The organism is Streptococcus halitosis (assembly GCF_027691175.1).
In the GTDB taxonomy this organism is placed as follows: Bacteria; Bacillota; Bacilli; order Lactobacillales; family Streptococcaceae; genus Streptococcus; species Streptococcus halitosis_A.
In genome coordinates this window covers 221,899-241,231 of the sequence record NZ_JAQFBD010000001.1, presented here as the reverse complement: position 1 = coordinate 241,231, position 19,333 = coordinate 221,899, and the positions used below count along the sequence as shown (strand labels likewise).

At 38.7% G+C, this 19,333-nt stretch carries 29 protein-coding genes; 5 read left to right on the top strand and 24 right to left on the bottom strand.

Features of this window, described 5'->3' with window-relative positions:
- Positions 1-265: 265 nt before the first annotated feature.
- The 12 genes from ssb to PG086_RS01195 all read right to left on the bottom strand — a co-directional run bounded on the left by ssb (position 266) and on the right by PG086_RS01195 (position 5,494).
- Complete coding sequence (ssb, locus tag PG086_RS01250) at positions 266-682, bottom strand: single-stranded DNA-binding protein (protein ID WP_270747357.1); 417 nt, start codon at positions 680-682, stop codon at positions 266-268.
- The gene (locus PG086_RS01245) at positions 675-1,010 is read right to left on the bottom strand and encodes a hypothetical protein (protein ID WP_270747354.1); all 336 of its coding nucleotides are present in this window, start codon (positions 1,008-1,010) and stop codon (positions 675-677) included. Before PG086_RS01245 ends, ssb begins: the two co-directional genes overlap by 8 nt.
- Complete coding sequence (locus tag PG086_RS09695) at positions 1,007-1,201, bottom strand: hypothetical protein (protein WP_333558135.1); 195 nt, start codon at positions 1,199-1,201, stop codon at positions 1,007-1,009. Before PG086_RS09695 ends, PG086_RS01245 begins: the two co-directional genes overlap by 4 nt.
- A 134-nt stretch (positions 1,202-1,335) precedes the next feature.
- Entirely contained in the window at positions 1,336-1,614 is a 279-nt protein-coding gene (locus PG086_RS01235; RefSeq protein WP_270747350.1) for a hypothetical protein, read from the bottom strand.
- Position 1,615: 1 nt separating this feature from the next.
- Complete coding sequence (locus tag PG086_RS01230; protein WP_270747349.1) at positions 1,616-2,107, bottom strand: MazG-like family protein; 492 nt, start codon at positions 2,105-2,107, stop codon at positions 1,616-1,618.
- Between the two features lies 1 nt (position 2,108).
- Positions 2,109-2,330 carry a hypothetical protein gene (locus PG086_RS01225; protein WP_270747347.1) on the bottom strand — a complete coding sequence of 74 codons (222 nt, stop codon included), beginning with the start codon at positions 2,328-2,330 and terminating at the stop codon, positions 2,109-2,111.
- Positions 2,323-3,096, bottom strand: coding sequence for a DNA methyltransferase (locus tag PG086_RS01220; protein ID WP_270747345.1), 774 nt, complete (start codon positions 3,094-3,096; stop codon positions 2,323-2,325). The genes PG086_RS01225 and PG086_RS01220 overlap by 8 nt, the downstream gene beginning before the upstream one ends.
- 24 nt (positions 3,097-3,120) lie before the next feature.
- Entirely contained in the window at positions 3,121-3,315 is a 195-nt protein-coding gene (locus PG086_RS01215) for a hypothetical protein (RefSeq protein ID WP_268703172.1), read from the bottom strand.
- A complete protein-coding gene (locus PG086_RS01210) occupies positions 3,315-4,193 on the bottom strand; it encodes a phage replisome organizer N-terminal domain-containing protein (RefSeq protein WP_270747341.1) in 879 nt (292 codons plus the stop codon). The genes PG086_RS01215 and PG086_RS01210 overlap by 1 nt, the downstream gene beginning before the upstream one ends.
- A gap of 20 nt (positions 4,194-4,213) precedes the next feature.
- A complete protein-coding gene (locus PG086_RS01205) occupies positions 4,214-4,426 on the bottom strand; it encodes a hypothetical protein (RefSeq protein WP_270747339.1) in 213 nt (70 codons plus the stop codon).
- 80 nt (positions 4,427-4,506) lie between these two features.
- Positions 4,507-4,764 (bottom strand): DNA-binding protein, encoded by a 258-nt coding sequence (locus PG086_RS01200; RefSeq protein ID WP_270747337.1) that lies wholly within the window; start codon positions 4,762-4,764, stop codon positions 4,507-4,509.
- 13 nt (positions 4,765-4,777) lie between these two features.
- Positions 4,778-5,494 (bottom strand): ORF6C domain-containing protein, encoded by a 717-nt coding sequence (locus PG086_RS01195; protein WP_270747335.1) that lies wholly within the window; start codon positions 5,492-5,494, stop codon positions 4,778-4,780.
- A gap of 53 nt (positions 5,495-5,547) precedes the next feature.
- Here PG086_RS01195 and PG086_RS01190 point away from each other — a divergent pair, with 53 nt between their 5' ends.
- Positions 5,548-6,231, top strand: coding sequence for a DUF4145 domain-containing protein (locus PG086_RS01190; protein WP_270747333.1), 684 nt, complete (start codon positions 5,548-5,550; stop codon positions 6,229-6,231).
- Here PG086_RS01190 and PG086_RS01185 read toward each other — a convergent pair.
- From PG086_RS01185 to PG086_RS01175, 3 genes are read right to left on the bottom strand one after another with little or no spacing between them, the layout of a single operon-like run.
- Positions 6,189-6,323, bottom strand: a complete 135-nt coding sequence (locus PG086_RS01185; RefSeq protein ID WP_270747332.1) for a hypothetical protein — start codon at positions 6,321-6,323, stop codon at positions 6,189-6,191. The two genes, PG086_RS01190 and PG086_RS01185, sit on opposite strands and share 43 nt — an antisense overlap.
- Before the next feature lie 9 nt (positions 6,324-6,332).
- Positions 6,333-6,530 carry a hypothetical protein gene (locus tag PG086_RS01180; protein WP_033585567.1) on the bottom strand — a complete coding sequence of 66 codons (198 nt, stop codon included), beginning with the start codon at positions 6,528-6,530 and terminating at the stop codon, positions 6,333-6,335.
- Between the two features lie 22 nt (positions 6,531-6,552).
- A complete protein-coding gene (locus PG086_RS01175) occupies positions 6,553-6,759 on the bottom strand; it encodes a helix-turn-helix transcriptional regulator (protein WP_033585569.1) in 207 nt (68 codons plus the stop codon).
- 174 nt (positions 6,760-6,933) lie between these two features.
- Here PG086_RS01175 and PG086_RS01170 point away from each other — a divergent pair, with 174 nt between their 5' ends.
- From PG086_RS01170 to PG086_RS01160, 3 genes are all read left to right on the top strand, one after another.
- Positions 6,934-7,689, top strand: a complete 756-nt coding sequence (locus PG086_RS01170; RefSeq protein WP_270747329.1) for a LexA family transcriptional regulator — start codon at positions 6,934-6,936, stop codon at positions 7,687-7,689.
- A gap of 13 nt (positions 7,690-7,702) precedes the next feature.
- Positions 7,703-8,209 carry a hypothetical protein gene (locus tag PG086_RS01165; protein ID WP_270747328.1) on the top strand — a complete coding sequence of 169 codons (507 nt, stop codon included), beginning with the start codon at positions 7,703-7,705 and terminating at the stop codon, positions 8,207-8,209.
- 232 nt (positions 8,210-8,441) lie between these two features.
- Positions 8,442-9,590: a tyrosine-type recombinase/integrase gene (locus tag PG086_RS01160; RefSeq protein WP_270747327.1), complete on the top strand. Its 1,149-nt coding sequence runs from the start codon at positions 8,442-8,444 to the stop codon at positions 9,588-9,590.
- 550 nt (positions 9,591-10,140) lie between these two features.
- Here PG086_RS01160 and PG086_RS01155 read toward each other — a convergent pair.
- The 8 genes from PG086_RS01155 to leuS all read right to left on the bottom strand — a co-directional run bounded on the left by PG086_RS01155 (position 10,141) and on the right by leuS (position 17,558).
- Positions 10,141-10,557, bottom strand: a complete 417-nt coding sequence (locus tag PG086_RS01155) for a GNAT family N-acetyltransferase (protein ID WP_000628400.1) — start codon at positions 10,555-10,557, stop codon at positions 10,141-10,143.
- 11 nt (positions 10,558-10,568) lie between these two features.
- Positions 10,569-11,264: a GNAT family N-acetyltransferase gene (locus tag PG086_RS01150; protein WP_270747325.1), complete on the bottom strand. Its 696-nt coding sequence runs from the start codon at positions 11,262-11,264 to the stop codon at positions 10,569-10,571.
- Positions 11,265-11,358: 94 nt separating this feature from the next.
- Positions 11,359-11,778: a DUF3021 domain-containing protein gene (locus tag PG086_RS01145; RefSeq protein ID WP_270747323.1), complete on the bottom strand. Its 420-nt coding sequence runs from the start codon at positions 11,776-11,778 to the stop codon at positions 11,359-11,361.
- Between the two features lie 9 nt (positions 11,779-11,787).
- Positions 11,788-12,243, bottom strand: a complete 456-nt coding sequence (locus PG086_RS01140) for a LytTR family DNA-binding domain-containing protein (RefSeq protein ID WP_270747322.1) — start codon at positions 12,241-12,243, stop codon at positions 11,788-11,790.
- Between the two features lie 18 nt (positions 12,244-12,261).
- A complete protein-coding gene (locus PG086_RS01135; RefSeq protein WP_038805835.1) occupies positions 12,262-13,104 on the bottom strand; it encodes an ABC transporter permease in 843 nt (280 codons plus the stop codon).
- Positions 13,104-13,970: an ABC transporter ATP-binding protein gene (locus PG086_RS01130; RefSeq protein ID WP_000602879.1), complete on the bottom strand. Its 867-nt coding sequence runs from the start codon at positions 13,968-13,970 to the stop codon at positions 13,104-13,106. The genes PG086_RS01135 and PG086_RS01130 overlap by 1 nt, the downstream gene beginning before the upstream one ends.
- Before the next feature lie 499 nt (positions 13,971-14,469).
- Positions 14,470-14,883, bottom strand: coding sequence for a YjdF family protein (locus PG086_RS01125; RefSeq protein WP_270747320.1), 414 nt, complete (start codon positions 14,881-14,883; stop codon positions 14,470-14,472).
- Positions 14,884-15,056: 173 nt separating this feature from the next.
- Positions 15,057-17,558 carry a leucine--tRNA ligase gene (gene leuS / locus PG086_RS01120; protein WP_270747319.1) on the bottom strand — a complete coding sequence of 834 codons (2,502 nt, stop codon included), beginning with the start codon at positions 17,556-17,558 and terminating at the stop codon, positions 15,057-15,059.
- A gap of 168 nt (positions 17,559-17,726) precedes the next feature.
- Here leuS and PG086_RS01115 point away from each other — a divergent pair, with 168 nt between their 5' ends.
- Positions 17,727-18,290, top strand: a complete 564-nt coding sequence (locus tag PG086_RS01115; protein WP_033585852.1) for a methyltransferase family protein — start codon at positions 17,727-17,729, stop codon at positions 18,288-18,290.
- A 297-nt stretch (positions 18,291-18,587) separates the two neighbouring features.
- Here the strand turns inward: PG086_RS01115 and PG086_RS01110 are convergent, their stop codons facing one another.
- Positions 18,588-19,280, bottom strand: coding sequence for a histidine phosphatase family protein (locus PG086_RS01110; RefSeq protein WP_270747316.1), 693 nt, complete (start codon positions 19,278-19,280; stop codon positions 18,588-18,590).
- Positions 19,281-19,333: the final 53 nt, after the last annotated feature.

Genomic DNA, 19,333 nt, shown 5'->3' with positions numbered 1-19,333 from the left:
ACCTCTTCAAGATATTCCTTTGAACACCAGTCGTATTCAACGCATTGTCTAATAAATCTTTTTTTATAAAAACAATGCTCTATGTATGCGATTGGAAATAGCAAAGCAATGAAAGGTGAACAAATGATTAAAAATAAATAAATAAATAGCAATTCCACAAACTTTTGAGTCTGCAATATATTCATAAAAATCTACTAAATCTTTTATTCTTTTAAAATGCCTGATAAAAATAATATAGTTTTTTCTTTTCATCCTTCACACCTCCCTAAAACGGCAATCCATCATCTGAAATATCCATTGGATCACTTGCTCCAAAACTTGGTGGCATCTGGTTTTCCATACTTGACTGGTTCGCAGAATTATCCTTCTTTTCAAGAGTTTGAAAACTTTCAGCTACAACTTCCGTCACATAGACACGTTGTCCTTGCTGATTATCATAGCTACGAGTCTGGATGCGACCTGTGATTCCTACAAGAGCACCTTTTTTAAGCCAATTTGCAAAGTTTTCAGCTTGCTGACGCCACATGATGCAACTGATAAAATCAGCTTCACGGTCACCTGCCTGATTCTTAAAATTGCGATTCACTGCCAAACTGAATGTCGCAACTGCAACATTTGATGGTGTGTATCGCAACTCAGGGTCGCGAGTCAAGCGGCCTACTAAAACGACATTGTTAATCATTGTTTTCCTTTTTTCGAACTCCATAAATAAGATATACAGCTATTTCCATTTGCGCGATATTATAAGCGTTACCAACCCAATCATTAAATTCTTGAGACATCGGCAACCAATCCTTTGTAGCTCCGAAATCATAACTTTCGGGCTTTTTGTCAGCAAATATACACTCCATAATTCCCATAAATGTCATGCCATCTTCAGCCATGTCCCTAAAGTAAGCGACTCTACTTTTAACAGCATCTGGTAAATCATGTGGTGGCGCTATTATTTCAGCATTTTTAACTGTCCAGCCATAAATTCCTTGAATCTTTTTTTGAATTTGATCAATCATTCTCTTTCTCCTTCTTCATTTTCTAAAACGGCATCTTTTATAAAAGTATTGCCAATTTTATAGTATTTGTATTCCTCAGCTGTCACTTCAAATGTTTCTTCAACGTGCTTATTTCCTACATGTCCAGAAACGACCAGAATGTATTTTCTTTTGGTTCTTGTTGGTACAAGTACCGAACTTTTACCATTCATAACAGGTATAAACGTTGTGTGAGGTTCATCAATGTACTTATCTACCACTGTCCCACTCGAAATCTGGTGACATGCTACGAGTAAGGATGCGAATAAAACAATACATAGGATTTTTAAATTTTTCATGAATGCCCTCACAAGAACAAACTAGCTAACCATATCAAAAAAGCACATGTAATGATTTTTGAAATACTGCTTTTTACAGCATACGAATAATCCTCTTCAGATTTTTTTTTGCTAGACAATACAGGCCAGATAAAAGACAGTAGTGCATCCATCCCTAGTGCTTGCCAGACTGTAATTTTACCAACTGGAACAATCGTTGTGATAATTTCATTCCATCCATACTGAACAACGAGCGGAGATACAACGATTACAAATACAGAACCTAAAACAATACCTAGTTTTTTCATTTTACAAATCCTCCTCTTTAACAAACACCCCATCAATCATCTTACCTTTTCGGTCTTTGATAACTTCATAAGCTTCTTCTAAGCAACTTTCAGCTGTGGTGCCATTGCAAAATGAAACCGTGCTGATCACACTGTCAAGAAACATCAAATCTGCTTTGATTAAAGGAATCTGTGTCTCATTATGACAGATATGAGCGTATAGCTTCTGAGCTATATTACCCAGACTAGAAACCATCAGCAACAATTCAAGTTCCTGTTGATTGGCTGAAATCTGAGCCCCATTCTTGATCTGCTGATCAAGCCCAATCAAAACCACCTGGATGTCTCCGAGCGCATCATAAATCAGCTCAGATTTATCCTTTGCGATACCCTCAAACAATTCTCCTGACTCTTCCATGAGCTTCAAGAACTGCTTGACTGGATTTGCTTCATGTAGGTTTCTATAAACAAACCACTGTTGAACTTTTTCTTCCAAATTCATTTTTGTATTCATCTTACTTTTCCTCTCTTTTCTTCGTAATCAAGTAGTAGCAATCAACTGCTCCGTAGTCAATCCTGATGTTCTCACCACTCATGCTTTTCCGAAATCGTGGATGACTGATTGCTGAGTAACTAGCTTGATGTTTCTTTAATTCATTGATTGCACTATGTATGTGTGTAAAACGCCCAATGAGCATCTTTCGGTGACCGTTATAAATGAAATAGAGTTCAATCATCTTTACTAAACTCCTTGTAAATTTTTTTGAATATTTCTGACACCAATTTTTCAGGTATATTAGATCTCTCGTTGTATGATTTTGAGAAGTTTTTCCACTCAATATCCTGCTTGATAATTTTATTTTTAAGATTAAGTTCAATATTGCTTCCAAAAATCGTCCGTTTTTGTAAAGGATAATCATAATTATTGTATCTAGCTAGATTTTTGTATGGAATTCTGAATCCAATAATATCCTCAATGTAAGGCCACAATCTGTCAGCAGCTGGATTCTCAATAACCCAAAATTGTGGTCTATATCTTTTTATGATTTCTATTGTGTTGAAAGCTGTTAGCTCGCCATTGACCCTTTTCAAAAATTGCCTGTCGTACTGATAATTTATATAGGCTGACTCATAATCCTGATTTGCCCTGATCGTGAACGGTGAAGGTCTTACTTGTGGAGCGAACAAGCTATCAGAAACATCATTGCGTTTCCAACACGCATTCCCATTTTCCATTGCAGAAGCATTTGACCAACTTTCACATGGTGGACTAGCTATTATAAGATCAGGTTTTGGTAATTTGTCTAACACATCAAAAAGTGTGTTGTCTCCAAAAAGGCGCCCAAAGTCAGCAAGATCCAGATTTATGAAATGATTGTTCTTGTTTTCTATATCCATTCCGATTGAATAGATTTCAATATTCGTCCCCCCCGAACTATTCAGAGAGTTAGCGCCCTTGAAGTAAGAACCATTCCCGCTATCAAAGAGCGCCCAAACTGTCATTTTCTTTATGATCGATACCTCCAATCATCCCTTCACCTGAATCACATAAAAATTACCAAACGATCTAAGTGCTTTGGCCACCTGCAATGCGACTGCACGAGAAACAAACCGAATAGCTCCCCTTTCTTCTGAAAAAGAGATATCAATCCCAGTCACACCGATTGTCGCAGACATCAAGTACGGTTTTTCTTCTTTTGTCCCATGTTTCAAAATAAACATCAGCTACCTCCATTATCCAAACGCTTCAGCATTTCCTGTTTCCGTTTTTCAAGCTCTTCCTTGGTCTCCTCACTCGTAGTATTCACATAGTTAGGTTGTGACCACTCAGGAACATTTGATTTTTGATTCCCTGACTGACCCTTTATTTTACTTTCTTTGTACGCTCGCTCACGTTCATCGACTGCTGCAATCGTCAAAGCTCCATCGTTTTTCCAATTTGTCAAAATCGCTCTGATATAACTAAAATTCCTTTTGCCATTATCAGCAGCAAGACCAATTGCTTTCAGGACAACCTTCGCTTCCATGCCGTCTAATGTGACGAACTCTTTCAATATTTCAAATTGAGTTCCATCCAATGGAGCGATACGAGATTGATATTCTTCGACGATGAGTGCGACTGGATTTTCATCTACATCTTTCTCTATCTCTGTATCTATATCTATATCTATATCTTTCTCTATATCTCCGTTACGCTTTGTTTCATCGTTGTTACATTGTAACGCTAGTTGATTCTTTCGAAACTTGCGAACCCTTCTGGCGCTTGCGGTTTCACTACCTACCATCTCAGGAACTTGCTCTAAAAAATAATCTCTGTCATTTTTTCTAGTCAGCAAGCCTTTGCTTTCTAAAAAAAGCAAAGTAATTTTGATGTCTTCAACATTCTCGTCAATCATAAGAGCGATTTCTTCGGCTAGATTGTCAGCGAGACCATCGTAGTAGATGCACCCTCCATCTTCCAAACTAATCAACATCATTTTGAGATAGATGATAGTGTGCGTATCGCCACCAGCAATCTTCCGAAGCAATTTCATTTCTTTTGACTTGAAAAAATCCTGAGTGAGTTGAATCCAGTAGTATCGCTTGTTTTTAACAGCCATTGATACCCTCCGTTTCTCTACTAATCCACAAATGTTTCTTTTCGTGTCACGGGATCAATGTCAACACGTCGACCAGTTTTAAAATCGATAAAGCCTTTTTCAACTTGTGGCGCTTGAAATTGAATCTTCTTCTTTGGTCTCATGGCCATTTTCAGCTTGATATTCATAATCAGCGATTCAATCAAGACTACTGACACTGCTGTGCATACTGCGATAATTTGTAAATTGTTCATGTTTTTTATCCTCTTTTTGTGTTATAATAAAGTCAAATAATTTTGCTAAGACCTTGTCCAGAAGCCTTTTAGTAAAGTTATTATAGTTGATTTGAGAGCCATTCCTTGATGGCTCTTTTTGACCATTTCTTACCAGGTAATTCCTTTGGAAATCCCTTCATGTAACGATAATTATTTGAAAACGTGTCATAGTTGATTCCTAGAAATTCGCAGGTAGTGCCTACATCCATCAATTCAGGATAGTGGTCACTATCTTTTTCTATTTCAACCAACCTTGTGATTGTGTCCTTGATAATGGATTTAATCCAGTCAGATAGTGAAACTAGAACATTGTCCATCTTCTTCCCCTCTCTACACCTCGTCAAATGAGTTCAATTTCATGATTTTCATCTTAGTATTGGTGCTTGGCTCCCAAGTCATCCAATATTTCAATGCTGCTTCTGCGAATTTTTTTGGTAGCAAGTCATAGCGACTGATGTTGAAGTGGTCTTTGAAATCAATCTCAGCTTGTCTAAATACCGACTGAGCAAAAATCTTATCAGCATAAGCAGGACTATCAATCCCACCCAGGCAAGCCACGACCCGAGCCTTGCGCTTCTTCAGTAGTGACTGAGCATAGCTTGGATGAATCGGTTGCTCACTCTTCAGATAGTCGATATCTTCAAGCATGGTCGCCTGTTGCTCACGAAGCTTTTTCTGGCCAGTGAATAGAGCGATGAAGGCATCCTCATCTAAGTCCTCACGAATGAAACCACCCTGCTTGCGAATAGCTGGCAAGACCTCTGATGTTACCCATCGTTTGAATTCTTTCGCTTGTGGAAGCTTACTTGAAAGAATGAGAGAATAGAGACCAGATTCGTTGATGATGATAGGATTTTGATTTCTACCCATGGCGTCACGAATCGTTACCCCATCTGTCTTATCATCTTCATCTACATGGTCAAAAATTGCTTTTCTTGAATTTGTATATCCCAAGATATCCGCAACATCCTTTCCAACAAACCAAGGCTCGTCATCAATTGTCAAAGTACGGACTTCCTGTCCGTGAAAGTTAAAAATTTCGTTCATAGTATTCCTTCCTAAATTTGGTATAATAAAACAAAAACGATTGGAGATTTTTTATGAAACTTGACGTTTCTATTAAGTTTAGAGATATCCTAAAGACCATTACAATTGACACTCCTTCAAAATGCCCCCACTGTGGTAGAACCATGTCTCCACAACATGTCGGACAGAGCTGGAGTTCTGAAAACGCTGGACTTGACGATCAAGGGAGATTTTCTGTTATTTTTAGATGTACTTATGAAGATTGTCAAAAGTATTTTGTAATAGAGTATATTCACGATGATTATCCGCTCTCTACAATGATTAACTATTCCTATCGCCCTCCAATCAAGGTTAAACTCCCTGAAAATATAGAAAAAGTTTCTCCTGTTTTTGTTGAGATCTATTCGCAAGCAACTGTTGCAGAGTCCGAATCATTAGATCAAATTGCAGGTGTAGGCTATCGCAAAGCAGCCGAATTTCTCATAAAAGATTACGCAATTTCTAAAAATACAGAAGACGAAGAAAAAATCAAATCAATTATGCTTGGTCAAGTAATCGCTGACTACTTAAATGATTTTCCCAAAATTCAAGCCTTAGCAAAATCTGTTGCTTGGATTGGCAATGATGAAACTCATTATGTCCGCAGGCATGACGACAAAGATATCCAAGATTTAAAGAAATTCATTCTCTCAGCAGCTCAATTTATTGCTGCTGATTATGATGCTGATGAAGCCTTGTCTTTCACTTCTTCTAATTGAGAAACCTTAATATCCAACTCATCCAATTTTTCTGCAATATATGTCACGGTCCTCAATATCTCATTGAGGGCGGTTCTTTCTAGTTCGTTCATCTCCCCCTCCTACTCAATCACCTTATTGCCGACTACCAATCGTTTAACGACAACATCCATCTCCTTAAATTCGGCATTCTCTGCACAGTATCGGACGCTCTCGCTGATAATGTGACAAATGGATACCCCGTACTCATTCGCCAGCTCCGTAGCAATATCCCAGGCATCTTTGTCAATCCGTGTTACTTTTTGCGCTGCGTTGTTCATAATGCCATTCTCCTTTTTGCGGTTAAACCGCAATATCATGTAAAAAAATAATGTCATCGATAGACACATCAAAAGCAGTAGCGATTTGATAAGCCTGTGTTACAGTAGGCTCTGTTTTACCTCGCTCCCAATTTCCCCAAGTATCAGCAGAGACATCAAGGGCTTTAGCTGCGTCCACTTGTCGCCAGTTCTTTAGCGTTCGCAATGTTTTAAGAGTCATTTTTGGCATTTTACTGTCCTTTCTATCGTTTTTTTATAATTGACTGACTCAACTATGATTATATTATAATGCGGTTAAACCGCAATGTCAAGTGTTTTTTGCGTTTTTTTCGTATTTTTTTATTTTTTTCTTTACTTTTTTGCGTTTTTGCCGTAATATATACTATATAAAGGAGTGATACAAATGAGCAATAATAAAAGTAAAGAAATTTTCTCTGCGAACTTGGAAAATTTGATGAGCAGCAGAGGGATTGATAGAAATAAGCTCTGTTCTGATCTAGGATTGAAGTACACTACTGTAAGAGATTGGTTAAAAGGCATAACTTATCCTCGGATAGGGAAGATCGAGTTACTTGCAGACTATTTCGGAGTTAATAAATCGGACTTGATAGAGGATAAAACTCAAGAAGTAAAAGAACTAAAAATCCCTACTTCCCCTCTTGTTCAGAAAATAACTGAAAAAGTTGTAAAGTTATCAACTCCAAGAAAACAAAAAATTCTGAACTATGCTAATGAACAATTAAAAGAACAGAATAATAAAGTGATTATGATTGAGGAAAAGCTTTTTGAATACCGTGTTTTTGAAAAGCTATCAGCTGGTACCGGATTTTCATATTTCAACGATGGGAACTATGATACTGTTTTTTACGACAAAGATCTAGACCACGATTTTGCTTCTTGGGTTTTCGGAGATTCCATGGAGCCTAAATATACGAATGGAGAGGTCGTTCTCATCAAAGAAACAGGGTTTGACTACGATGGTGCCATTTATGCGGTTGATTGGGATGGCCAAACTTATATAAAGAAAGTCTATAAAGAAAAAGACGGTCTTAGACTCGTCTCTATCAATAACAAATATAAAGATAAATTCGCACCATATGAAGAAGATCCTAGAATCATTGGAAAAATAGTCGGAAACTTCATGCCGATTGAAAATTAAAAGGAGAAGAAACATGAACAAAAGAAAAAATTCTAAGCCAGTTTATAAAAGAGTGTGGTTTTGGGTGCTGATAGCTTTCTTGGCTATTGGTGTGACAAATAGTATTTTAAAGAACCCATCTAAAAATACTACAACCAAAACTGAAAAAACATCATCAGCAGCAGTTAAACAGAAATTTAAAATGACTAAAGAGTTAGGCGAAGATTTCGCGTTATACTTTAAAGACAACGCTGAAATTATTGACAAAGGGGAAAAGGTTGATTTTGTTCCTGGAGGCGACGATAAATATATTTCAGTGCGAATTGGAGAAAGCTGGAAAAATGAAAACTCTAGTCGTAAAATCTATATTTCAAATGAATTTTTGAAAGCTAAAAATACCATCTTTGAAAAGTGGGCTCAAGAAAAAGGCTACAATGTTGATTTAGAAAAAGATACACCTCAACTGCTTGTTTATACCTCAGACTCTGATAAAACTCAAATATCTCAAGAGTACAAAGGAGAAATGAAAATACTGAAATAAAATAGAAAAAGCTCACCCTCTATTAGAGAAAGCTTTAAAAGATAAAGTCAAGAAATAACAAAAAAGCCTCACAATCGCCCTCGCCAAAGTTTGATTGTGAAGCTCACCCTTATAAAAAATCAGCCATTAAAGAGGCCTCTTTTCTATACCCTATTTTACACCATGAAAGGGGTGATGTCAATATTCTCAATGTTTAGACCTTGTCCAGAAGCCGATAAACAAGGAGAATACAATGAAATATAATAAAACAAAATACCCAAATATCTATTACTATGAAACCGCTAAAGGCAAACGTTACTATGTCAGACGTTCTTTTTTCTTCCGAGGTAAAAAAAGAGAAAAAAGTAAAAGTGGTTTCACAACTCTCCCTCAAGCTCGTACAGCCTTGGCAGAGCTTGAGCAACAAATCCACGATCAGGAATTAGGCATCAATACGAATCTAACACTCGATCAGTATTGGGATATCTATTCTGAAAAGAGATTGTCAACAGGGCGATGGAATGACACTTCCTACTACCTCAATGACAACCTCTATAAAAACCATATTAAACCAAAGTTTGGTTCTGTTCTGCTTAAAAACCTGGATAGAAATGAGTATGAACTCTTTATCGCTGACAAGTTGCAGAACCATACAAGATACACTGTTCAAACCCTCAATTCCAGCTTCATGGCATTGCTAAACGATGCCGTAAAAAATGGAAATCTGCTCTCAAATCGCTTGAAAGGTGTCTTCATTGGCCAGAGTGATATTCCTGCTGCTAACAAGAAAGTGACTCTCAAAGAGTTCAAGACTTGGATAGCAAAGGCAGAAGAGATTATGCCAAAACAATTCTACGCTCTAACCTATCTGACCATTTTTGGATTGAGAAGAGGAGAAGTCTTTGGATTGCGCCCGATGGATGTCGCTCAGAACGACAATGGACGGGCTATACTGCATCTTAGAGATAGTCGGAGTAACCAGACCTTGAAAGGGAAAGGAGGGCTTAAAACGAAGGATTCAGAGCGCTACGTTTGCCTTGATGATATCGGAACAGACCTTATCTATTATCTGATAGCTGAAGCTTCTAAGATTAAGCGAAAGTTAGGGATTATCAAGGAGCAACAAAAAGATTATATCACCCTGAATGAAAAAGGTGGTCTCATCAATCCAAACCAGCTAAATAGAAACTTCAATCTAGTGAATGAAGCAACAGGACTGCATGTAACACCTCACATGATGCGTCATTTTTTCACGACTCAAAGTATCATTGCAGGAGTTCCGCTTGAACAATTGAGCCAGGCGCTAGGGCATACAAAAGTCTATATGACCGACCGTTACAATCAAGTTGAGGACGAACTTGCTGAAGCGACAACAGACCTATTTCTTAGTCATATTCGCTAAAAAAGTCCCCGAAAATTCCCCGACCAAATTCCAAAAACTACCGAAATTTATCGGAAAACGATGTTTAGGAAACTCCCTAAAAGCCTGAAATAAAGCAAAAAAACTCCACCTGATTGGGTGGAGTTAAGGGAGATTATTATGAAAAAGAAAAGTTTAGGATTTCATTAAATAAAGTTAGGAGGTCTTTATTTAATGATTATATGATACAAGATGAATCTTAAAGCTAACTTAACTTTTTCTCTGATTTATCATTTTTTAAAAAATTTTTTTCAAATGGATTTTTCCTCCCCAAGTCATAAAAAAGCCACCTGATTGGGTGACTTCTCTAGGAGATTATGATGAAAAAGAAAAGTTTGGGATTTCATTAAATAAAGGGTACTCAATGAAAATCGAAATCAGACTAGGTAGATAGACGCAAGCATAACTATAGTTAGCTAAGTCGACTCTAACGAAGGTTGATGAGATTTTCGAAGAGTATTAGGAGGTCTTTATTTAATAACTATATGATACACAAGGAGACTTAAACTTTACTTAATAAAAAATAATTTTTTTATCTTTTTCGATCCACCCAAATCATTCCTGTACAATCATAAGTAGATAAGGTTTCAAATCCCAGAGAACGATAGAATCCCAAGGTTTTTTCTGTCTGATCGGTCACTAGTTGGACTTGATAGGCATCTTTGTAATCACCTAAAGCCTCTTTCATTAAGTCGCTACCAATCCCTTGGCGTTGATAGCTAGGCAAAACGATCAAATCCTGGACAAAAATCGATGAGAAACCATCTCCAACCAAACGGACCAAACCCACCACAGCATCTCCATCAAGTGCCAGATAAATCGCTAATGAGTGAGACAAGGCCTTCTCCAGCATCTGAGGTTGATGGGTATAATTTGTCCAACCGACAGCCTGATAGAGATGCAAAACATCCTCTAACTTGACAATTTCTTGCTTTTTAATAGTGATCATGTCAACACCTCTTAAAGTTCTCTCAAGCTCTTGTACTGTCGTCCATTTTTATCAAAATTTTCAGGAGCCAACCATGTTTCTAAACGATCTTTGACTTGAGGCCAGTCCTTATCAATCATAGACAGCCAATCCGTATCACGTGTACGTCCCTTATAAACAACTGCCTGGCGGAAGGTTCCTTCATAAACAAAGCCCAAACGCTCCGCAGCTCGTCTTGATGGCAGATTTAGAGCATCGCATTTCCACTCATATCGACGATAGTTAAGCTCCTCAAAAACATAGCGAGCTAGGAGATATTGAGCCTCTGTCCCTATACGTGTTCCCCTGAGTTCTGGAGAAAAAGTGACGGCACCCACTTCTATTACTCGGTTATTCTGGTCAATGCGCATGAGAGAAAAAGTTCCCAAAGCCTTACAAGTTGCCTTATCTATAATCACGTAGTAAAAACGGTCCTTACGAGCCAACATCTGATTTAAGATAGTAACCAGTTCCTCCATATCTGCCACTGGTTCCTGAAAAAGGTAGGTCCACATTTCCCGAGGTGTATCTGGACCATAAACAGCTAATAAATCCTCCGCATGCTTTTCCACCGAAAGAGCCTCTATCCGAGCGTAACGCCCTTCTAAGAAATCAATGGAAGGCAATTCACCTGGTGTATAACCTTCCATTGGCTCACCAATCATCTGACCATATTCATTTACTGGCATCGTTTTTCTCCTTGTTTTACGCTGAAAATACTATATCATAATTTGCTCTATATGGAAACTAGCACTCTCCCCAAACTTCATCCTCAACACTACATTAGTGATCCGTTTTCTTTCTTTTATCTTCTAAGGCTTGATTAATTCGTTGGGTGAGCTTGTGAGTTTGCCAGATCTGGTACAACCATATCAGTCCATAAATTAATAAGAAAAAGAACCAAAGCAAGGGACTCAACAATGCTGAACCCCAGCCAAAAAATAGGTAGGTTAATACTAAAATAGTAGCTGTCGCTAACAAATGAACTCCTACACGCATACTATAAGCAAGAAACTCTAGCCTTTCAAGGATTAAGGTCAATACCCCCATAATTCCGCTCATCAAAAACAAAGCTAGAATATTTTTTGTCGTTGGTGTGGGATAGGTAATACCTGAATAAAACTGAGCCAATAACACCAAACTCAAATAAACAAAGGAGGCCGTACGCATTCCCGATACAAAATAAGCAATCAATCGCTTCATGATTTTCTCCTATAAACCTAGATAATCCATTAAGGACTTAACGTATTTCCGACTCACACTCGATTTGATACCCCGAGTCATCTTAGCCATCATGTTCCCTGAAAAGCTATCCGATAATGACTCTAGATGGTCAATGTTTATAATTGAATGACGTGATATCTGTATAAAGTTACGTCGGTTAACCCGATTCTGAAAGTTTGTCAATGTTTCCTTAGTTTTATAAATCCCGTCTACCGTATAAATAGTCAACAAATTCTTATCAATATCTGCTAGAATAAGATTCTCAATTTTCACCATAACCAGATGATCATCCGTTCGAATAGGAATGACCACCTGATTAGTCGTTGAAAATTGTTCTAAATACTCCATGACCTCTCTTGCTTGGTCGGTTAACTGAGCTGCCTGAATTAAAATGTGTGGGTCTTTTTCTGAAAACTCTGTCTTCATTTCAAAACGAATCTTCATTTTCTCTCCAATACATCTTTATTTTCTCTTGCTAAACACTTTAACAAATAACATCCAAAGAAGAATAGCGACGAGACTGATAATAACCACTATAAAGTATGTTTCTTCCTTTGTCAATAGTTCTTGCCAGTTGATTTGGATTCCCATTTTTTCTTGAAATTCCTGTAACAGACTGTTATTTCCTGAAAATGCGGTCTCTAATCGCTCTTTCATTAAGACTTGTCGATAAAGAGAAGCAATATAAGTTGCAGGGGTACATTTCATGAAAAGCTGTGCAGAATCAGGTAATACTCCAATAGGGATATAAGTTCCTACTAAAAATCCAGAAGCAGTTCCCACTATCGTTGCCAGTTTACCAAGGCTATCTACAGATTGAAAACGGTAAATCAAGAGAACATTTACCAAACTTGAAATCAGACTGCTTAATAACATAATCAAAGCGATTTCCGGTAAATGACTGATAACTGGACTTTCTTTAAAATAAAGGCTCATAACAGCAAACATAAACACCTGCATGACAAAAGAAATGATAATACTGCTGATTAGATAGGACGCCTGTAAGCCCCAGCTACCTAAATCTGTCAAGAAAAGATCTTGATCTACTTGATTTTCACGATCCTGTACCATTTGTGTAAGAGCCGTAAAACTGGTTGTCATCCCAGTCACAGCCAAGGTTCCACCCATCAGCCAGTTGTTTAAAAGGTTCGTATTATCAGGGAGTTGAGACCAAGCATCCGTCAAGTTCTTCTGCAAAAAAATGATATAAAGGAGGAAGGAAATCAATGCCCCCAATAATGAGAAAAATACTCCCGAACGATTACGAAAATATAAGATAAAATTCCGTTTCAATAAAGCTAGCATTAGCGAACCTCTCTTCCTGTAAGTGCAATAAAGGCATCATCCATAGTACCCGGACGAAACTCAAAAGAATCAATTTCTTCTCGAACTTTTGCCAAATATTCAATGGCCTCCTGTGACGTCCTTGGATAAAAAAGATATTCCATCTCATTTTCTTCCTCAACTGTCATTCCAGTCTGTAGCAATTTTTCTAGATCCTTCATTTCCTTAAAACGAATTTTTAGGATATTAGATGCATACTGGCTTTTAATAGCAGTCGCAGAACCTTGCGCAATCACTTTCCCATGATCAACGATATAGATTCGATCCGCTTCATCCGCTTCATCCAGATAATGAGTCGTTAAGATAATAGTCATCCCTTCATCCTTTTGTAGTCGATACAGTAGATCCCAGATGGATTTGCGAGTTTGAATATCAAGACCTGTCGTTGGTTCATCCAAGAAAAGAATATCTGGTCGCGAAAGAAGAGCACGCGCAATATCAACCCGACGTTTTTGCCCACCTGACAAAGTCCCATATAGTTGTTTCTGGAAAGCAGTCAAACCCAGTTGATGGATCAAATCATCCACACGACTTGCTGCAATCTCCTTATACTGTTGAGCACGAATCGTGAGATTTTCCCTAACCGTCAACATCTCATCCAGTACACTAGCTTGAAAAACAACTCCGATTTTCGTATTTGGCGCATATCGAATCTGACCTTGTGTCGGCTTTTTCAAACCGATTAACATGGAAATGGTGGTTGATTTCCCTGCACCATTGGGTCCCAAAATAGCATTGAAACTTCCTTTTTCAAACTCTAACTGAATATCATCGACAGCCATATGATTGCCGTACCGTTTAGTCAAATGTTTAGCTTGTAAAATCATATTTTTTCCTCCTCTTAACCACACTAGTTTAACAAAAAGAATGAAAGAAAAATCGACTTTTGAGATAAGCAGTTAAAATGAAAGGCCAAGTGGTAAAATAATGGGGGTTAAATTAAAGTAGAGCAGGCTGCAACCGTTTTTCTCCTATCGAATCACTAGAGGATGTTGAAAAACACTTACAACCACACATTATATTTTTAAACATGTGCTATAAAAGAGGTGTTTTATAGCATCCGGCAGAAAAATCCAAGAGTCAATAGTATTGTTCTCGCTAAACCAAACAATAAAAAATGAATCAGAAATCATAGCACACACTCCCTTCTAGTAAAATGAAAATGCTGAATGGGGCAGGATTAAATTTGAAGTAAGCAAGTATGGTCCTGAATTTGAAACTGCCATTAACGATAAGTCTATCTATTAGGAAAGAAATCTTCAATACAAGCAAAAACAGCTCTTGTTATCCAAGAAGAGCTGTTCTATTTTATGAAAGAGAAAGCTACTAGTGCCCCTTGTGCTTCTCTCTACGTTTTTGCTGTTTGCGTTCAAATTTCTCTTGCTTGAGCAATTGCTTTTGGAGACTGGACTGTTGTTTTGAATGCTTTTTTCGTTCCTCGTACTGCAACTGTAAAAGCTCTTGTGACTTAGAAGAAACTTTCTGCTTCACCTGTTTCTTTACAGCCCGCTGCAGACGCTTCGGATTCTTAATCTTCACATGCTGTTTGACTGTTGCCTCTGGACTAAAAGATAACCGAACAAACTGAGTCTGTATAAGTCCCAAAATTTCATCCTCTTTTGGTTCCTGACCAAATGTCACACGACAAACTTGATAAGTTCCCTCATACTCTTGTTCAAACAATCCATGCCAAAATCCATCTTCAAAATAAACTGTCAAGCCAATTGAAACGATTTCCACGACAGCACCTCCTTAAATCTATCCCTAAGAATGGACAACCAAGGAGGAGGGTTACTGATAGGCTTGCCTACGTCTGGACTACCAACCAGAACTGTGTTTTTATCTTAGTTGGGACTATTATTGCATAATCCAATTTAAAAATCCTCCAGATTCTACTCTGAAGGATTCATTTCTTATTTAATAACGATATTAACGAGTTTGTTAGGTACCGCAATCACCTTCACGATTTCCTTACCGTCAATTTCTGCTTTGACTTTTTCATCCGCTAGAGCAATTTCTTGCAATTCTTCGCGTGATAGGTCTTTAGCGACCATGAGTTTGGCACGAACTTTTCCTTTAATTTGGACGACGATTTCAATTTCGTCTTCAACCAATTTGCTTTCGTCCCATACTGGCCAAGCCACATAAGAGATGGACTCACCTGTTGCTGCAACTGTTTGCCAGAGTTCTTCTGCCAAATGAGGTGCAAATGGGGCAATCAATTGGATAAAGCCTTTGGCGTAGTCCACATAGAGTTTGTCTTCCTTATTAGCAGCGTTGACAAAGACCATAAGTTGGGCAATTGCTGTGTTGAATTTCATGGACTCGATTTGCTCTGTGACAGATTTAACGGTTTCGTTATAAACCTTGTCAAGAGCACCATTATTTTCCGCAGCGATTTCTTTACTTGTAATCAAACGGTAAACACGGTCAAGGAATTTACGGCTTCCTTCCAAGCCTTCTTCAGACCAAGCGATGGAAGCATCGAGTGGCCCCATGAACATTTCATAAACACGAAGGGTATCAGCACCATATTGTTCCACCACATCGTCTGGGTTAACAACGTTCTTGAGCGATTTAGACATCTTAGCTGGTGCTTGCTCCAACTCTTCTCCTGTTTCCACATGGAAGAAAGAACCGTCACGTTTTTCAACCTTGTCAGTCGCCACAAGAGCTCCACGGTGGTCACGGTAGCTTGTTCCCAAAATCATCCCTTGATTAAAGAGTTTTTGGAATGGTTCCTTAGTCGGAACAACACCGAGGTCATAGAGGAATTTGTGCCAGAAACGAGCATAGAGCAAGTGAAGTACAGCATGCTCTGCACCACCCACATAGATATCTACTGGCAACCATTGTTTGAGAAGATCCTCATCTGCCAATTTTTCTGTGTTATGTGGGTCAATATAGCGGAGGTAGTACCAGCTTGAACCAGCCCATTGTGGCATGGTGTTGGTTTCACGACGACCTTTAACGCCATCTTCACGCGTCACTTCCAACCAGTCAGTCAAGTTAGCCAACGGGCTTTCACCAGTACCTGAAGGGCGGATGTCCTTGGTTACTGGCAAGACAAGTGGTAATTCACTTTCTGGAACAGCTGTTGAAGTCCCATCTTCCCAATGAATGATTGGAATTGGCTCACCCCAGTAACGTTGACGGCTAAAGAGCCAGTCGCGGAGACGGTAGGTAACCTTCTCTTGTCCACAACCTTTCTCTTCCAACCAAGCCACAATTTTAGCAATAGCGTCTTCTTTGTTAAGGCCATCTAGGAAGTCTGAATTGATATGAAGAACATCTTCAGTATAGGCAGCTTCTGCTACATTTCCACCTTCAAGTACCTCTACGATTGGAAGGTCAAATTGTTTGGCAAATTCCCAGTCACGTTGGTCGTGGGCAGGAACAGCCATTACCGCACCTGTACCATAGCTAGCAAGAACATAGTCGGCAATCCAGATTGGGATTTCCTTACCATTGACAGGGTTGATAGCATAAGCACCAGTCCAAACACCAGTTTTTTCCTTAGCAAGGTCGGTACGAGCCAAGTCAGACTTGAGACTAGCTTGGTGTTTGTAGTCAGCTACTGCCTCAGCTTGCTCTGGACTTGTGATAGCGTCAACCAAGTCATGCTCAGGAGCCAAGACAGTGAAAGTCGCACCGAAAAGCGTATCCGGACGAGTGGTAAAGACGGTAAATTCCTTGTCAGTCCCTTTCACTTTAAAGGTGACATTGGCACCAGTTGATTTACCAATCCAGTTGCGTTGCATATCCTTGATAGATTCTGGCCAATCCAACTCATCCAAGTCATTAAGCAATCGCTCTGCATAGGCCGTGATTTTAAGCATCCATTGACGCATCGGTTTGCGGACAACGGGATAGCCTCCACGCTCAGACGTTCCGTCAGGAAGGACTTCTTCGTTTGCGATAGCTGTTCCCAACTCTTCAACCCAGTTTACAGGCACTTCGGCTTCATAGGCCAAGCCTTTTTCGTAAAGCTTAGTGAAAATCCATTGCGTCCACTTATAGTAGTTTGGATCTGTTGTGTTAACCTCACGATCCCAGTCATAAGAGAAGCCAAGCGCATTGATTTGACGTTTAAAGTTGGCAATGTTTTCCGCTGTGAATTCTGCTGGGTCATTCCCCGTATCCATAGCGTATTGCTCTGCAGGCAAACCAAAGGCATCCCAACCCATTGGGTGAAGGACATTGTAACCTTGGGCACGTTTGTAACGGCTAAGGATATCAGTCGCTGTGTAGCCTTCTGGGTGTCCTACGTGCAGACCTGCTCCAGACGGGTAAGGGAACATGTCAAGCGCATAAAACTTCGGTTTTGAGGCATCTGTTCCTGTCTTAAATGTATGATGTTCTGCCCAGTAGCCCTGCCACTTAGGTTCAATTTCTTTATGATTGTAAAAACTCATGGTCTCTCTCCAATTTTGTGATGTTACTATTATACCATTTTCAAGAGATTTTTACAGATGAAATCATGAAGTTTCCATTGATACCTATTACAAAACATACTCTAACTATTTCCTTTTAATTGACCACCAAAATTGAAAGTTGTATAATGCTAGCTGGAGGAAATAATCATGGATTTACAAACTATTTTTGCATATGGGTTCATTCTCATTTTCATCATTACAGAAACGTGGATTAAAAGGAAAACAAAATCAAACAATGAAAATAACTCTGAAGACAAAGGAAGTCGTTACATCATTATTGGTAGTGTTGTTTGTTGTCTTCTATTAATGAATGAACAACTTCTACCTTCTATAGCTCAATTGCCACATTTTTTGATCTATATTGGAATTCTCCTTTCTCTAGCCGGCTTTGTATTACGTATCTATGCAGTTAATTATCTTGGGAAGAATTTTACACTTGCAGTTCAAACAACAGATAGTCAGCAGTTGGTAGAAGCAGGTCCCTACTCTATAGTAAGAAATCCTGCCTATACTGGTAGCATCGTATCCATACTTGGCTTGTCAATTGTTTCATTAAATCCTCTCACAATTATTATTTGTCTCATTCTATTGGTAGTTGGTTACAGTATTCGATTAAAAGTAGAAGAAAAAGCCTTATACAATCATTTTGGAAAAGCATATGAAACATACTGTCAAAAGGTTCGCTATCAAATTTTCCCTTATATTTGGTAATTTCATTCAAATATAACATATCTTTCAACTAGGTTTGACTGATTGCTAAACATGATAAATATTTTTTTAATGAAGGATTGAGTTTTGCGTTATGCAAGATTCAATCTTTTTAGTTTGATTTCACTCTGTTTATATCGGATGCCACTATGTTGGACTTTAGAGTATTATTGCTCCAAAATAATTCTAGCCTTCCTTTCATAACATCACATCCCCCAAAAAATTTTTACTTTTTCGGAACTATTGATTTAAATCATATCCTTTAACTCAAAATTAGCTCCTAATCGGAGCTAACTTCTATTAACTATTTGTCTCTAACATCTTCTCACGTCCGAGCTCTCGATAGCTACGGTCACCAACAACCTCAACGCTAAACTGACCGTCCTCATATTCAAGAATCGTCACGCTACCATTATCGAGACCATGCGGATGCATACCAATGATCAGATAAACAATGGTACCAATCGTCATTCCATGGCTCACAACGAGGGCATTACCCCCACCTTGTTCTTCCATTTCTTTAGCAATAGCTTCAAAGCCTTCCTTGATTCGACCACTGAGTTTTTCCCAACCTTCAGCCCAGCCAGCTGTATCAACCTCTACCAAACCCTCAGCCAGTTCAGCATAAGACAATTGGTGAACATGGTCCACATTGAAAATTCTCGGAATCAATCCCATAAAGAGGTCCCCATCATAGGCTCCATCAAAACTACCAAAACACCACTCACGGATTCGCTTGTCCATGCGGTAAGGGATTTTTCCCTGCAAGCCAAGTTCTTCTAGGATAATTCCCATAGTTTGAATGGTGCGCCCTGAATCACTGGAATAAGCGCGGTCAAATTGTAAACCAGACTCTCTCAAGCCAATTCCCAGTTCATGGATTCCCAACTCACCTTCTGCGGTCAGAGGCGTATCACTCCATCCTTGTGCACGTCCAATCGTGTTAAACATCGTTTTCCCATGACGGACCAAGTACAATCTTACTTTAGACATTTTCTATCCTCCATTTTCTTCTATTATATCATGGAACAAAGAAATATTCGGCT